Annotated in this window: 8 protein-coding genes; 5 read left to right on the forward strand and 3 right to left on the reverse strand. The window is 51.2% G+C overall.

Going from position 1 to position 15,402, the window contains the following annotated elements:
- Positions 1–76: 76 nt before the first annotated feature.
- Complete coding sequence (locus tag BUC30_RS03380) at positions 77–2,242, reverse strand: rhamnogalacturonan lyase family protein (RefSeq protein WP_073423520.1); 2,166 nt, start codon at positions 2,240–2,242, stop codon at positions 77–79.
- Positions 2,243–2,458: 216 nt separating this feature from the next.
- On the opposite strand from BUC30_RS03380, the gene BUC30_RS03385 reads away from it, so the two are divergent.
- From BUC30_RS03385 to BUC30_RS03400, 4 genes are all read left to right on the forward strand, one after another.
- Positions 2,459–3,316 (forward strand): TIGR02147 family protein, encoded by an 858-nt coding sequence (locus tag BUC30_RS03385; protein WP_073423521.1) that lies wholly within the window; start codon positions 2,459–2,461, stop codon positions 3,314–3,316.
- A gap of 14 nt (positions 3,317–3,330) precedes the next feature.
- Entirely contained in the window at positions 3,331–5,364 is a 2,034-nt protein-coding gene (locus tag BUC30_RS03390; protein ID WP_073423522.1) for a LamG-like jellyroll fold domain-containing protein, read from the forward strand.
- 164 nt (positions 5,365–5,528) lie between these two features.
- Positions 5,529–8,438: a glycoside hydrolase family 43 protein gene (locus BUC30_RS03395; protein ID WP_073423523.1), complete on the forward strand. Its 2,910-nt coding sequence runs from the start codon at positions 5,529–5,531 to the stop codon at positions 8,436–8,438.
- Between the two features lie 164 nt (positions 8,439–8,602).
- A complete protein-coding gene (locus BUC30_RS03400; RefSeq protein WP_244536464.1) occupies positions 8,603–10,840 on the forward strand; it encodes a rhamnogalacturonan lyase family protein in 2,238 nt (745 codons plus the stop codon).
- A gap of 66 nt (positions 10,841–10,906) precedes the next feature.
- Here the strand turns inward: BUC30_RS03400 and BUC30_RS03405 are convergent, their stop codons facing one another.
- Both BUC30_RS03405 and BUC30_RS03410 read right to left on the reverse strand, forming a co-directional pair.
- Positions 10,907–12,319 carry a CotH kinase family protein gene (locus BUC30_RS03405; protein WP_073423524.1) on the reverse strand — a complete coding sequence of 471 codons (1,413 nt, stop codon included), beginning with the start codon at positions 12,317–12,319 and terminating at the stop codon, positions 10,907–10,909.
- A 112-nt stretch (positions 12,320–12,431) separates the two neighbouring features.
- Positions 12,432–12,662, reverse strand: coding sequence for a hypothetical protein (locus BUC30_RS03410; RefSeq protein WP_073423525.1), 231 nt, complete (start codon positions 12,660–12,662; stop codon positions 12,432–12,434).
- A gap of 57 nt (positions 12,663–12,719) precedes the next feature.
- Here BUC30_RS03410 and BUC30_RS03415 point away from each other — a divergent pair, with 57 nt between their 5' ends.
- A complete protein-coding gene (locus BUC30_RS03415) occupies positions 12,720–15,359 on the forward strand; it encodes a hypothetical protein (protein ID WP_073423526.1) in 2,640 nt (879 codons plus the stop codon).
- Positions 15,360–15,402: the final 43 nt, after the last annotated feature.

The following is a 15,402-nucleotide window of genomic DNA, read 5'->3' on the forward strand; positions in this document are numbered from 1 at the left end:
TCAGTCACGGGCAAATTTATTTGCCCGTGACTCTCGGCTTGGTAGCTTTTTTTGGAGGTGTGTTGCTTCGAGAGAGTTATCGCCTTACGGCCTTGAATATCCCGAGGGTTCTGTTGCCTTGCGCGACCTTGACAAGATAGGCGCCTTGCCGTAGGGTTACGTGGAGTTCGCTCCCCTGCACTGCGCGGAATTCCGCGATGCGGTGGCCTTGCATGTCGAAGAAGCTGATGTTGTGCGCGCCGCCGTCGATGCCCTCAAGAAGGAGCGTGTTACCGTCGATATGGCCGCTAATTGCGTTGCGCGGTGTCAAGGATTCGACGGCGGTGGTGCCCTCGGTTCCTTCCGCACTGGAAGATATGCCTTCTGCTGCGCTGGAAGACTGTGGCCCGACGATTTCTGCGCTTGAGGAGTTGACGTCGGCGAAGGATTCTTCGCGTAGTCCTCCGACAATCTCGATATCCGGTTTCGGGGGCATGTCCATGCCGTAGCCGAGGAAGTAGTCGAGCATGCTTGCCTGCACATAGCCCTTCGCAGTAGTCCCCATGCGGTAGCAGGGGTTCTGCATCAGCGAGTAGAAGCGGTGTTCGCTTGCGATGTCTGTCGTGAATATCACGAGTTCCTTCGTGTCATAGTTCACGAGAATTGATTCTTCGCGCCAGTCACCGAAGATATCCCCGTGGAACATTCCCACGCCCCTCTCGCTCCCGCTGCTGCCGTAGATTTTCCATGTGGTTGCCACGCGGCCAACCGACTTGTTCTTGTAATCCCACTTTTCGATTTTTCCGTCATTGTAGCTTTCTGCCGCGAGATCCCCGTCCCACCAGTAGCGGAGTACGGGGTACAGGTAGTTGCTGGCGATAAGTTTGTTGGTGGCGCCGTTGTAGGTTCCTTGGAAACTCCAGACTTCGAATCCGTCGTAATCGGGGTCGATGTCACCGATGTTCCCGCGTGCGACGTCGCACTGGCCTGCGCAGGACTCGTCGCCGTAGTGGGTCCAGATGACCTTGCCGGTGGAGGCGTTGTAGTAGTATTCGAGCAGGTTTTTCGGATGGTCCTGCTGTATTCCGTAGCCCATCATCACCTTGTCGCCCTTGTTGAATGCCCCTACGTACCAGCGGTCACCGTGAACGACTTCGGGAATCTGGTAACGCAGGCTTCCGTCGCCGTTCAGTGCGTAGCCCATGTGCAACACTTCGTCCTTGCCGTCGTAATCCACATCGGCGATTCTAATCTGGTGCGCTTCGGCTCCGCCGCCGCTTTTGCGCGCATCGTGCTTCCACTGCTGCGTGAGCTTTCCCTTCTCGACGCGGTAAGCGACGGTCATGCTGTTGAAGCTCTTGTCCGCATTCCTGTTCTTTATCCACGTGACGACGCTCGGGGTTTTTCCGTCGAGATAGGCGATTTCCATCATGCAGGCCATCGGACCGATCGAGATGTAGTCATCGGGGACAGGAGCGTATGTTTTCAATGCGCCGGTACGCCCGTCCAGGACGGCTATGGCCTGGGCGTTCGTTCCACTGAGCGTGAATTTTTTGCCATCACCGAAGGTGACACCGTCGGCTATTCGCACGATAACGTCGGCAAAGCCGTCGGAATCGATATCATAGACGGTTGCCCCGTCCCACATGCCCACGTCGAGCGTTGATGCGCCCGGTGTAATGTTGTTCTTGTTCTCGCTGTTCGGGCCAAGATCAAGAGTCCACAGGTGCTTTCCCTGGCTCGAGTATGCCTGCAGTTGCTGGTGGTCGAGTGCGGGCTGGTCGAGCAGGTAGTCGTATGCGCCATCCCCATCAAAGTCGCCCACCCACACGAAATGGACGGTGGATGTGATATTTGGGACGGGAACGGTGACATACGCTCCGATTCCCTTGTTCGCGGGCATGGTGTAGCTGCCGTTTGTTCCGACTTCTACGCCGTTCAGTACCTTCTTGACGGAGTAGGTGTTGGCCTTCGAAAAGTCGGCGGTACCGTCGGTGAAGTTTGTACCCTTGGTAAGTACGGTCTGGTTCAACTTGACGGTTTTTCCATCGGTTGTTCGGTAAACGTTGAATCCGAGGCCGCTTTCGTCGGTGGCGAGGCTTCGCCAGCTGACAAGTGCGCTGGAATTGTTCTGCCGTACGGCGACAACGCCCCTGTCCAGGTATTCAAATTGCCTTTTGACGAGAGCCTCGCCTGCGGCGAGAGATTCGCTTGCAATGCCTGCCCCGGCAATGCATGTGGCGAGAAGGGTCTTGCGTAACATGGGTTACTCCTTTTTGATTTTTTAACATCCCTGATGACGAAACTACGTAGTGTACTACATTTTTATCGTTAATGTACTACAAAATGTACTATAAAAATTTATAAAACGCAAGAAAAGAAATTGAATAATTCTTAAATTTTAGCAAAAAATGGGTAAATAGCATATATCTTTGCTTTTACTATACTATGTACTATATTTTTATGTATATTTAATATCATGAATGCCTTTGTAAACATTTTCGAGTTTACCAAGTTCCGCAAGTTCCTGGCAGAATACCAGGAGCGCCGTCAGGCGGCGGAGCCTTCGTTTTCGCGTACTGAGTTCTGCAACTTGCTGGGGCTCCCCAATACCCGCAGCTATTTCAACGACGTGGTGCAGGGCAAGCGCGTGACCGACAACATGCGCGAGCGCTTTATAAACGTTATCGGGCTCAAGGGGAACGAGGCGAGGTATTTCGAGGCGATGGTCGATTTCGATCAGGGGAAGACTGCCCAGGTGCGCGAAGCGGCGTTTGATGTCATGATGCGCCTGAACAAGAACCCGCAGGCGATTGTGGACCCGGACAGCTACGAGTTCTTTGGCAACTGGTACAACAGTACGGTCTACGCGATTCTCGAGGTGATGGATGTTGGCGACGACGTGTCGGAACTCGCGGCGAAGATTTTTCCGCCCGTATCCGAGAAGCGCCTGAAGGCAAGCCTTGAGCTTATGAAAAAGATGTCGCTCGTGCGCAAGGACGAACGCGGGTTCTGGAAGCCGACGAAGGATAGCCTTGCCACGGTGCAGCAGAGCAAGAGCCAGATGGTGCTCCAGTTCCAGAAGCAGTGCCTAGAACTCTCGAAGCAGGCGCTGGAATCCGAAGGGAGCGAGTCCCGCGACATGACCACGTTCACGTTCGCGGTGTCGAAATCCGCGCAGGCGAAGGTCGAGAAGGCCGCCGAAAAATTCAAGGCGCAGGTGCGCCAGATCGTGATGGCCGACAACGAGACGCCAACCGTCGTGGAGCATGTGAACCTGCACGTGTTCAGTAACATCCGCGAAAACAATAAACCGTCCGGAACGGGCGAGGCGTAGGGAGGAAGGTGTTTATGGGATGCTTTAAGAATATCTTTGGTTCGGGGCGACTCGCGTTCGCTTTTGCCGCGGTGTGTGCGCTTGCCTTCTTTGCGGGCTGCAGCAATACGTCTTCTACGGATTCCGCGGGAATTTTGATTGAGACGAATACGGGCAACAAGGGCGTTGCGCGCATATGTGTTGCTCCGGAACTGTGGGATCTCTCTGCTGGAGATACCGTTTCGCTTGCCTTTGCTAATCGCGATACCGTGGGCGATACGGTCTTTGTGTACGAAAGTGACTACCGTAAGGTGGTGGATTCTTCTGCGGTACTTTCGGGAATGTTTGACATGGATAGCGTTCCCGTAGGGAAATACGATTCCGTGACTATTTACGGACTGGATGGTGAGCGCTCGTATGTTGTGGACGTTGATGTCGAGGACGGCGAAACGTATATGGTCGACGTGGATGGCGTGAAAGAAATTTCGGTAGTTAAAATGTCGGCTTGGACGGGCTTGTCCGACTTTGTATATATGTCTATTTCTGATTTCAATATAAAGACGGGTGATTCCCTGAAACTGTATGGGACGGAAAATTGGGGCGTGTTTGAAGATACGCTGGTGGTGTCGCATTTTGAGTATTATGACTGGACCAATTTGGTGATGGATTCGGTAACCGTGGCTTCCGGGAGCGCCTTGCTTGCGTTTATACCTTACGGCCACTATGATTCCTTGCTGGTTACGTCGCCGAACGGCGAAACCAAGAAACATAAACTTTCGTTCTATATCGAAGAGGGAAAATCCTACTATATCGATTCTGACGGTGCGAGGCCCATTGCCATTGACATTACTCCTGTGCGTGAAGGCGATGCCCAATTTTACTTCTTTATAGAATCTTTCGAAATGGCCGAAGGTGATACCCTTTCGATGATGCGTTCCGAAAGGGAACTGAATGGCGATACGCTTCACGAAACCAATTATTTTGCAACGAAGGTCGTATCGGCTGAGGATGTTTTAAAGGGCGTAGTGAAAGTAAAAAACGTGCCGGGAGGGTTCTACAACCAGTTGAGTATTAGAAGGGTGTCGAATGAACGCGGGTTATCCAACGGTTTTGCGGAAGATTCTAGACAGTGGAATTTATCTGAAACGCCGATATTCATATCGAGTTCTTATGTAGGCAGCCTTGACAGTGTGGACGTAGCCTTGCCCGAAGGATTTGAAGACTTGGCCAAGACGGACGAAATTTTTGTTGATATCCCGTTCCCGATATTCTTGCCGGCATCGCTTGACAATCCTTGCTTGCTTGATGCGGAAGATAACCTTATCAAGCTGGAAGCGAGCGAACGTGATTATTATGCCGATAGCGTGTTGTATTGGGGCAAGGCTCCTGCGATGAAATTATCTGGAACGGGAAAACTCAAATTCAGAATTATAGATAAGTGTGTTGAAGATAACAATCTGCAATTACAGTTGGGTACCTACAGAAACCATTTCTCCGATGCGGAAATTTCCGATTCCGCTTACGCTAGGTTCAAAGATAAGAAGGATCTTCTGGGCCGTTCACGCTGGGTGGATTCTACCGACAACTGGTTCTACATTCCCGATTTCAAACCCTTCTCCGAAGACGGCTACTACATGGGGCTTTCTATCTGGTTCAATATCGATTCTATGCAGGTGAGCGAGTACGCGCAAATTATTTCTGCCAAGAATGACAGTACGGGTTTTGCGCTGCAGAAGCGCGGTGCTACGGGTGCGGTGAACCTCAGGCTCGATACCAGGACGGGGGCGTATAACGCCCTGTTCGGCCGCGCAAACGGGGTGCTCGACGGCACGTGGCATAACTACTCGTTCAAGATTCACGGCGATAGCGTGACCACGTTCATCGACGGAACGCTGCTGGAATCTAGGCAGTTCGATTCGGGCGAAGGCTTTGCAGCTGCATTCAACCCCTCGATCGGTTATGGCGGGCTTCGCGGCGGTATTGACGAGGTATTCTTCTTCGATGGTACGCAGTCCAACAACTGGATGCGGCTCTTCTACGCCCTGCAATATGCGGTTATAAAGGAATAAATGGGCGTTTAAGGCGCCTTTCGGGGTATGTTTTATGAAGTGTGGACTTTTTTTAGTGAAATATTGTAGAAACAACATCTTTTTGTCTTAAATAGTGTAAAAACTATTGACTTTTAATTGCAAAAAGTGTAGATTTTTATATATTCTCTGGAAAGGAGTGTGGTATGGGTGTATTGGAAACATTCAGGGCGGCGTGTGTCGCCTTATCTCTCGCGGCTGTTGCCGCATTTGCGGCCTCGGTCGCCGTTCACGATCCTTCCGTCATTGTGGTCTATAAGGACGCGGGCGGGAATTCGTATCCTGAAAACGATGCGGCCAAGTCGCGGACGAAGTATTATTACATATTCGGGACCATGAACGGGGCGGCATATTCCCGCGATATGCTGGACTGGACCCCGTTTACGCCGCAGCTTTCGAGGGGCGGCACGGTGTATGTCACTGGCAACGAGGCCAGGGACGATTACTACAGCGTGTTCAAGGCGGAAGCCGACTATGCGGAACATACGAATTCCGCGACCGCCAAGGGGAACCTGTGGGCGCCCGATATCATGTGGAACAAGAAGCTGAAAAAGTGGTGCCTGTACTTTTCGATGGCGGGCGAGGACTGGAAAAGTTCCATTGTGCTCCTGACATCCGACAAAATCGAGGGGCCGTACGAGTACAAGGGTGCGGTCGTCTACGGCGGGATGGACAAGCAGACGGCGGGTTCTGCCGCCAATGCCGACTACGCGAAGGTGACGGGTTCTTCGACAATCGGCGAGCGTTACTATATCGCAAACAACGGTGTCACTAATTTGGGCAAGTGGGATGGCGGCTATGGTTCCAGCTGCATCGACCCGAACGTGTTCTACGACGAGGAAGGAAACCTGTGGCTCCTGTACGGTTCGTGGAGCGGCGGGCTTTTCCTGGTCAAGCTCGATGAGTCTACCGGTCTCAGGGACTATTCGTACAAGTACGGGAACAACGGCGCGGCCAAGTGGAGCGGGACTTCGATGCTCGAGGACCCTTACATGGGTATCCACGTGGGTGGCGGTTATTATGTGAGTGGCGAGGGTTCGTACATCCAGTATTTCAAGGATGCGGACGGCAATGGCTACTACTACCTGTTTGTGAGTTACGGGTTCTATTCACCCGAGGGCGGCTACACCATGCGCGTGTTCCGCAGCAAGGACGTGAAGGGGCCCTATGTCGATGTGGATGGGACTCCTGCGATTTTTGAAAAGTTTATCCTGAACTATTGGGGCAATACCGACCGCGGATTCCCGATTGTCGCGAATTACCGCTGGAGTTTCTGGGCCGAGGACCGTGCCGAAATTGCGGATGGGCACAATTCGCTGTTGCGCGACGACGATGGCGGCATGTATCTGGTTTATCACCGCAAGTTCAACAACCATACGGGTTGGCACAATGTCGAGACTCACCAGCTGTTCTTTAACAGGATGGGCTGGATTGTGGCGGCACCTTTTGAGTATCACGAGGGTTACGGGCTACCGGCGCGTGCGCTCGACCGCAGCGATATCGCGGGCCCGTACAAGGTGATTATGCATAACCCGCCCAGGAACAACCCGCAGACCTGGGAAGATTCCGTGGCGGTGAACCAGGAACAGAACATGCAGCTCAATGCCGACGGTACGGTGACAGGCGCCTACACGGGAACCTGGGATTACGACTATGCGAAGGGCCGGAGCTACGTGACGCTTACTCTGGGTGGAACTGTCTACGAGGGCGTGGTGCTTGACCAGTTGCAGAACGATATGAGCAAGCGGACGCTTACGTTCTCGGCGATGAACAAGGCGGGGAACCGTGCCTTCTGGGGTTACCGTGTGCCGAAAACCGAAGTGCTGCAGGATGCCCGCTATTACGGCGACAGCGTGAAGGTCGTTGGGGAAAAGGACTTTAGCACGGCATGGGATGCCTATGACGAATTTGAGTCCGTGAAGGTAAGCGGGAACTTTGTCGCGGAATTTGAATTCAGGAACAAGGTAAAGAACGGAGCCGAAAACTGGAACAACTGGGTGCTCGTCTTTAGGAACGGTGGCGACATGTGGTACCTGCGTGCCGACGGCTATTCCGTGGAAACGCTCGGTGGCGAAAATACGGTGCACTACTGGAATGCCTGGGGTGAAAACTGGAATGCCTTCAAGAAGATGTACGACGGAGCAAAAGTCCGCCTGCGTGCAGAAAAGGACGGCTACCTGATAAATGTGTATGCGTTCTTGCGCGGTGCGGCGAAGGATGGATCCGACTCGCTAGTGTATGCGGTTACGGCTACGGGGACACCGGTTGGCGATTACGAAATATTGCTCGGTGCCGACGCGGCGTCGCTCGAGTTGAGCCGTGTTGCGTACGGGACGCTTGAAAATCGCATCGTGGCGGGTACGATAAACGACGGTGGCGAATACAATGTAGCGTTCAATGCGCAGAAGACGGCTGAATACAAGGTTTCGGGCGACTTTAGCGCAACATTCCGCTTTATGAATTACGGAAACAAGCCGGTTTACGGGCTTGCCGATGCGAACAAGGTGAACAACTGGGACAATTACATTGTGCGTGCGACTGCCGGCGGGGCGACGACGCTGTTGCGTGCCGATGCCTTTGCGATGGATAACGCGGGGACGTTCGATTACGATTTCGACTGGAACTGGGACGATTTCGCTGGCATCATGCGCAACGCCGAAGTGGTGATGGATGTTTCGCGCGAAAAGGATGTCGTTACCTACTCGGCCCGCATCACGGCGCAAGATGGCAAGGCGTATCACTACAAGGCGGTAAACAGGGGCGCATCGACTGCCGAGATGTTGCTCGGGTTTACTTGTGAGAAGAGTGTGGTCGACCTGCTTTCGGTTTCCGTGAATAGCGTGGCGGGCGACAGCACACAAATCCAGGTGGAAGATCCTGATTCTTCGACCACGTCGTTTGCGGTTCGCAATGGCGTTGAAACGGGACGCAGCCTGCAGGATATGCGTGGCGCGAAGGTTTACGATGTGCGCGGTCGCCTGTTGGGAACTGCGGACAGCCCGCGGGTAAAGGAAATGCGTTTGCACAAGGCCCGACAGCCCGTTTTTGCGAAGTAACAAAAGCACCGCAGGTGCCCACGAAGAAACTTGTTTCCTTTGTCTCTGTTGTCTATGGACAACCGGAAGTGTGGTGGTGAAGGTACTATTTGGAGTGCCGGAGATATATTATAGGTGCAGGTTCCCGGTGGTGTGGGGGTCTGTAATTCAAAAAAAAGGATTGGATGATGAAAAAGTTGTGGATGTTTGGACTTTCGCTCGCACTTGGAGTGGGCATGTCGCAGGCGGCTCGCCAGATGGAATGGCTGAATCGCGGCTTGGTCGCCGTAAAGACGACTAACGGAGTTTTCCTCAGTTGGCGAGTTCTCGGAACAGACGGTAATACGACCGGTTTTAACCTATATCGCGATGGCGAGAAAATCGCCAGTTTTACGGGCTCACAAGCAAGCAACTACACAGATACGAAAGGAACAGCATCGAGCAAATACTCGGTGAAGGCTGTGGTTGGCGGCAAAGAAATAGCGGCTGACGCTGCAGTTTCTGTTTGGAGTAATCAATATCTGACCGTAAATCTTGACCGTCCGAATGGTGGGAGCGATTACACCTACAGCCCGAACGATATCGCGGTAGGCGATGTAGACGGCGATGGAGAATTTGAGCTGATTCTCAAGTGGGATCCGAGCAATTCTAAAGACAATTCGCAGAAGGGAAAAACAGGCAATGTCATCATTGATTGTTACAAAATAAACGGCAAAAAACTTTGGCGAATCGATTTCGGCGTAAACATTCGCGCAGGAGCTCACTACACGCAGATGCTCGTAGGCGACTATGATAGCGACGGCAAAGCAGAATTTGCCGTAAAAACAGCCCCCGGTACAAAAGACGGCAGCGGCAAATACTTGTCGCTTGGTTCGGCGAAGGGCGCCGACCACAGCAAGGATTACAGAAACTCAAACGGCTACATTCTTTCAGGTCCTGAATGGCTCACCATTTTCAACGGCGAAACAGGTAAGGAAATGGCGACGGTTGATTACAATCCAGGTCGTGGCACCGTCAAGAGCTGGGGCGATAGCTACGGTAACCGCGTTGACAGATTCCTCGCAACAAATGCGTACCTTGATGGTAAAAAGCCGAGTATGGTATTTCAGCGCGGTTACTACACCCGAATGGCAATTACCGCCTACGATTGGGACGGCAAGACACTTTCACAACGCTGGTATTACAACGCAGCCACGAGCGGACAGGAATGTTACGGGCAAGGCAATCACAACATTTCCGCAGGCGACGTGGATGGCGACGGCTTTGATGAAATTATTGAAGGAAGTTGCGCCGTTGACCACGATGGAAAATTCATGTACCGCACAGGCAAGGGCCACGGCGATGCCATGCACTTGAGCGATCTCGACCCCGATAATCCCGGTCTTGAAGTGTGGCAAGTTCACGAAGAAAAGCCCTACGGCTACGATTTGCACGATGCCCGTACCGGCAAGCTACTTTTTAACGAAACGAGTTCGGGCGATAACGGGCGCGGTGTCGCAAGCGATGTGGATTCGCTAAACCGTGGACACGAACTTTGGTCTGCCGCCAACTGGAACACCTATACCGTAAAAGGAAAAATTTGGAAAGCAGACAAGCGCCCCGCTTATAACTTCCGTATTTATTGGGATGGCGACTTGCTTGATGAACTGTTGGACAATACGACCATCAGCAAGTGGGACCATGCCAAGCAACAGAGCAATACGCTTTTTCAGATGCAGGGCAACAGTTGCAACACCACCAAGGCAACGCCGAACTTTAGCGGTGATATTTTAGGCGACTGGCGCGAAGAAGTCATTTTGCACGATGGCGCATCCAAGCTCTACATCTACACAACTACGATTCCAACAGAACATCGAATGTACACGCTTGCGCACGACCCGATTTACCGTCTCGGCATGAGCTGGCAAAACACCGCCTACAACCAGCCACCGCATTTAGGATTCTGGCTATACGGCAATAAGGACAAGTTCCCGACGCCTGACATTACACTTGTCGGCGATTATACACCGAAGCCCGCCACGATTATCAAGCAAGGCGCAGGATCCAGCAGTCAAACTATCGCACTCGGGGATTCAATTGTTCCGTTCACTTTCGCAATTCAAAACGCCGATGGCGCAACTGTTGAAAATCTCCCTGCAGGCGTAACAGCCAAATGGAATGCACAGACAAATTCCCTATACTTCAGCGGAACGCCAACCGTCAGCGGAGAGTACACTTACACGATTACGACTAAGGGTGGCGCTGCGGAATTTGGCGAAGCAACCCGCAGCGGGAAATTTACCATTGACGATCCGAATGCTAAAACAACTTCGCTAAAGCCTCGTGCGAAAAGAGCTTTGCTGAACGGTTCTGAACACGTTTATGATTTGCGAGGACGTCTTGTGAAACAACGTAAACATCGTGGTTTTTATCTAACAAGATAACGAAAGCTAATCCAACACCCAACCCATCCTCCCCCCGGCGAATGTCGAGGGGAGAACTTTTGTTAACTAGTATTTTTGCAAAGCCGACTCGTAACGGTTCACGCGTTCAGTAAGCCAGCTTTTGAGGCTTTGAACTTCGTCAATGTAACTGCGGACAGGTGTCCATTTTATCGCATCATTTTCAAGAGCCTTTTGTGTTTGCAACATATAATCGCCTAGCTTTGAAAATACATCAGCCAGAATACTTGTTTTAAGCTGACCCCAGCGAGCCTTGTAATCAGCCAGGAAATTTTCATTTGCAAACAAGTTTATAAAGAATCCGGAAACCGCCCGATTTCTATGTAAAATCCAGTCCTGATCAACAAAGTATTTCTTGGTATCTTCATCCCAGCTATAAGCAAACCCACCATCAAAATCCCATACAGGCCCCATGTGATACAAACCCGAAGAATCCTTATACAAATACATACTGCGCGGGGCTTCTAATTCAACATTGTGCGTCAATTCCTGCAAGATTAGAAAATCCATAAAGCTGCTGATATCCATGAGTTTTTGAACGCTGTCATAGTCGGAATTTGCAATGGCCTGTTCCAAAACTGCAAGGTTCGCAGATATGGTATCGATTTGCGTTGCGGTCACATTTTTAGGGTACTTGACGGCAACAGGCAACTTGTAAATTTTGCTATAGAAATTATTCGTGGCACTCGGCGAAAGTTCCGGTCCATCATCCTTGTCAAGACTCAACAACACCCCTCCATTACCCGTATTGACTCGTGATACCCCACGTTCAATTTGCTCGGTAAGTTGATAGATGCCCATATACTCGCCATTGATTTCAACTTCGACAAATCGGTTGGCGTTCACAAAAGTGAAGCTCCCCATGTAACGCGCCATATCAAAAGCAACCGCATTCATGAATTTGCTTTGATCGCGATAATTCGCAAGCAACACCCAATCTTTATTGGCAGGGAGTCCGAGAACAGAAGTCTTTGCATCAAGTTTGACGCGGTAAGGCTTTTTAGGGTACCAGAGGCGCGTAGAATTTCCACGAGTTCGGATTTTACCACTTGCAGGGGCTAAATCCTCATAAATTCCGTTCCCAGCAATTTCAACAGAACAAAGAGCGTAGGCGCTATCGACATTTGCAGAATCATAAGTTATAATACGAATGTAAGGGACTCCGTTATTGGGAGGCGAAGGGAGAACCGAAGATGAGGATTGTACGGGAACCCGCGAAGATGACGATTGCGCGATTACCGATGAGGAGGACGACTGCGTGATTATTGACGAGGACTGTATAATCGTCAAAGAAGATGAACTTTGCAAAAGTTCACTGGACGAACTCTGGGCTTCGCCGCCAAACGAAACGAGCGATTCGTTCGGCGAAATGAAATTCACCGATTCAGAGTTTCCACAAGCAAAAAGAAATAGCGGGAAAAGAAGGGCAACGCCCTTCGCAAAGTTACAAACATATCCCATAAACAACACCTCTAAAGGAAAATAGATTTTTTGTTGATTAAAACAAGGAATCTTGAAATTTTCCGTGTAAAAGGTGTTTAAATGGGCTTTCCAGCTTCTAATATACCTTCGCTTATTCCCTGTTGATGCGGAATGTCTTTTGCACGTTTTTGCCGTGGATGCGAACTAAACGACTATCCAAGCCAACATAAAGAACCAAATCTTTCGCCGCAATAAACGACGCAACATCCTTGGTGGAGTTCTTGGAATTGCAAGCCGTCACAATCTGCTCCGCACCCTTAACAGAATCGAGAACCTCCGTAAAAGTAAGGTAGCGTAGTCCACGGACAACCTTAATTTTCAAGAGCTCTACCCTCGATGTTGAATCAAAGGTATTTTTATATGCAACAGGGAGTATGTTATGGGATATTTTAAATCAATGTTGGTTTTGGGACTCGCTGCGCATGCCTTCGCGGGTTCGCCAATCGTCAAAGTTGATTTCGACATGAGCGGACGCAATTCGAGCGAGGTGACAGAGCCGAATTATGTGCCGTGGGTAGTTTCGGGAGTCACTTCCAAGGATACGACGATTTCTGGTGTAAAAATTGGAATTGCCGGTAGCGGAAATCTCAAGGCGAACTGGTACAAAGCCGGAGTGCAGTCTCCGAGCTACGCGCGTCTTGTGTGCGACGGCGTGATGGTCGAAGGCGGCGGAAACATCACTCTCACATTTTCGAATCTTGCAGCAGGGACGCACAGCCTCCTTCTGTACCTGAACAACGTCGATGGCGTTGCGGCAAGTAACAGCATTGATGTCTATGTGAACAATTCGAAGCAAGCCTCGGTCAAACCAACAAATCGAGCGCTTTCGACTTCCGAATCAGCAATCGCGTATGTAACTTTTTCCGTGAGCGGCGCAAGCGCATCGACTGCCATAAAGCTAAACACGAGTACGATTACCCTGAATGGTTTTGAACTGAATGTGCCCAATGCGGCGGCACAGGCAACAAGTCCTTCTCCGACGGATTTGGATTACCACGTTCCACACGACAATGGCGCTTTGACACTTTCATGGACTGCAGCGAAATCCGCAAAAAAACATCAAGTTTATTTTGGTACGGATTCTGCAACGGTTTTAAAGGCGACAGCCTCGACAGCCGACGTTTACAAAGGCGAGCAGACGGCAGCGACATACAAAGTTTCGGACACAAACCCATTGCAGACCTACTATTGGCGCGTGGATGAAGTTGATGCGAACGGAACGGTTACAGCAGGAAATATCTGGTCATTCAAACCAGGGCGTTTAGCGTTTGAAGGAGCCGAGGGCTATGGTCGTAACGCGGTCGGTGGCCGTGGCGGAAAAGTCGTGTACGTAACAAATCTGAACGACGATGGCGCCGGCAGTTTGCGCGAAGCGTGTACAGCAGATATCGGTCCACGAACCATCATGTTCAAAGTCGCAGGCGTAATACAACTCAAAAGTCGTTTGGTCTGCAATCAGGACTATGTGACGATTGCTGGGCAGACAGCTCCGGGTAAAGGAATTACAATCAAAAGCGCTCCCATCGGCTTTACGGGCAAGGATATGGTTATCCGCTTTATGCGCGTGCGCTTAGGTTACGGCACAACTTACGATGGCATGGGCCTTACAGGTGGCGACCACAGCATTCTTGATCACGCAAGTATCAGCTGGACAATTGACGAAGCTTTTTCTAGTCGCGGCGGCAAAAACCTGACGCTACAGCGCACTTTGATTTCGGAAGCCTTGGATGTTGCTGACCACCAAAATTATGCAGCAGGAACAGGGCATGGATACGCAGCAACAATCGGCGGCGACATCGGGAGTTTCCACCACAACTTGCTGGCGCACAACGCAGGGCGCAACTGGAGTCTTGGCGGTGGGCTAGACGGTAACGGCTATTATGCAGGTCGCCTGGACATTTTTAACAACGTGGTCTACAATTGGAAAAGTCGCGTGACCGATGGCGGAGCGCACGAAGTAAACTTCGTCGGCAATTACTACAAGGAAGGCGCAGGCACAGCTCTTCACGGCTATACGTTGCGCGCCCAATTTGAAGGAACTGGCAAAGGTTCGCAAGCTTACTATTACCACAACAACATTTTGCAAGCTGCAAACGGTTCATTCACTTGCAATGGGAACAACGACAACTGCGGACGCGAATACACACTGAGCGGCGGGCAAGTTCTCGATTGGGAACCATGGAACAGCAAACCTTTCTTCGCCTCTTACGCCACTGTACAAAGCGCATCGGCAGCATACAAGGACGTGCTGAGCGATGTAGGCCAAACCATGCCCATTCTCGACAATCATGACCAGCGCATGATTCGGGAAACAAAAAACGGAACTTACAGCGTCGTGGGTTCTGTCGGCAAAACCAAAGGAATTCCCGACCGCGAAACGGACGCAGTTGACACAGCGAATATCAAGGGCTGGGAACCGTATCCGAGCACAAGCTGGGCAAACGATTACGACTCCGATCTCGATGGTCTCCCGGACTGGTGGGAAAACATGTACGGCTACAATCCGAAATCCAAGAGCGGTGACTTTAGCGACGCAAACAAAGACCGATTGGGTGACGGCTGGACTGAACTCGAACGTTATCTTGAATGGATGGCTCGCGCCCACTATACTTTTGCAAAAGGTGAAACCCAAGTCATTGACCTTGCTCAATTTACCAAGGGCTACGACAACGGCTCCTATACCGTGAACGCCCCGACAGGCGTTACCGCAACCGTGAGCGGATCCAAACTCACTATAAAACTCGCCAACAACTTCGGTGGCGTGGGCTACATCAAATTTACGCTCAAGGACAATGCAGGCGACACCTTTAGCCGCAACATCGGCGTGACGCAACAGCTCGCAATATCAACTATTGTTGCAGGAGATTCCACAGAAGTCGGTGATTCAACAACTACCGCAATTATGAATCGCCAAGCGGCAAACCGCAATGATTTACGTCTGTTCCCTCGCAAGCAAGGTTTCCACGACTTGAAAGGCCGCCGCTTCGAAAAGCAAATTCCATACAGAGTAATGTTTTAAATATTCTCATCAACCTAACCAAAACACCTCGGCGAACGCCGAG

Origin of the sequence: Fibrobacter sp. UWB7 (assembly GCF_900142945.1) — a bacterium.
GTDB lineage: Bacteria > Fibrobacterota > Fibrobacteria > Fibrobacterales > Fibrobacteraceae > Fibrobacter.

What these genes read in the sequence shown, in the direction of transcription:
- BUC30_RS03380 (WP_073423520.1), bottom strand. Translation starts at nt 2,242, where the DNA reads ATGTTACGCAAGACCCTTCTCGCCACATGCATTGCCGGGGCAGGCATT.
- BUC30_RS03385 (WP_073423521.1), top strand. Translation starts at nt 2,459, where the DNA reads ATGAATGCCTTTGTAAACATTTTCGAGTTTACCAAGTTCCGCAAGTTC.
- BUC30_RS03390 (WP_073423522.1), top strand. Translation starts at nt 3,331, where the DNA reads ATGGGATGCTTTAAGAATATCTTTGGTTCGGGGCGACTCGCGTTCGCT.
- BUC30_RS03395 (WP_073423523.1), top strand. Translation starts at nt 5,529, where the DNA reads ATGGGTGTATTGGAAACATTCAGGGCGGCGTGTGTCGCCTTATCTCTC.
- BUC30_RS03400 (WP_244536464.1), top strand. Translation starts at nt 8,603, where the DNA reads ATGATGAAAAAGTTGTGGATGTTTGGACTTTCGCTCGCACTTGGAGTG.
- BUC30_RS03405 (WP_073423524.1), bottom strand. Translation starts at nt 12,319, where the DNA reads ATGGGATATGTTTGTAACTTTGCGAAGGGCGTTGCCCTTCTTTTCCCG.
- BUC30_RS03415 (WP_073423526.1), top strand. Translation starts at nt 12,720, where the DNA reads ATGGGATATTTTAAATCAATGTTGGTTTTGGGACTCGCTGCGCATGCC.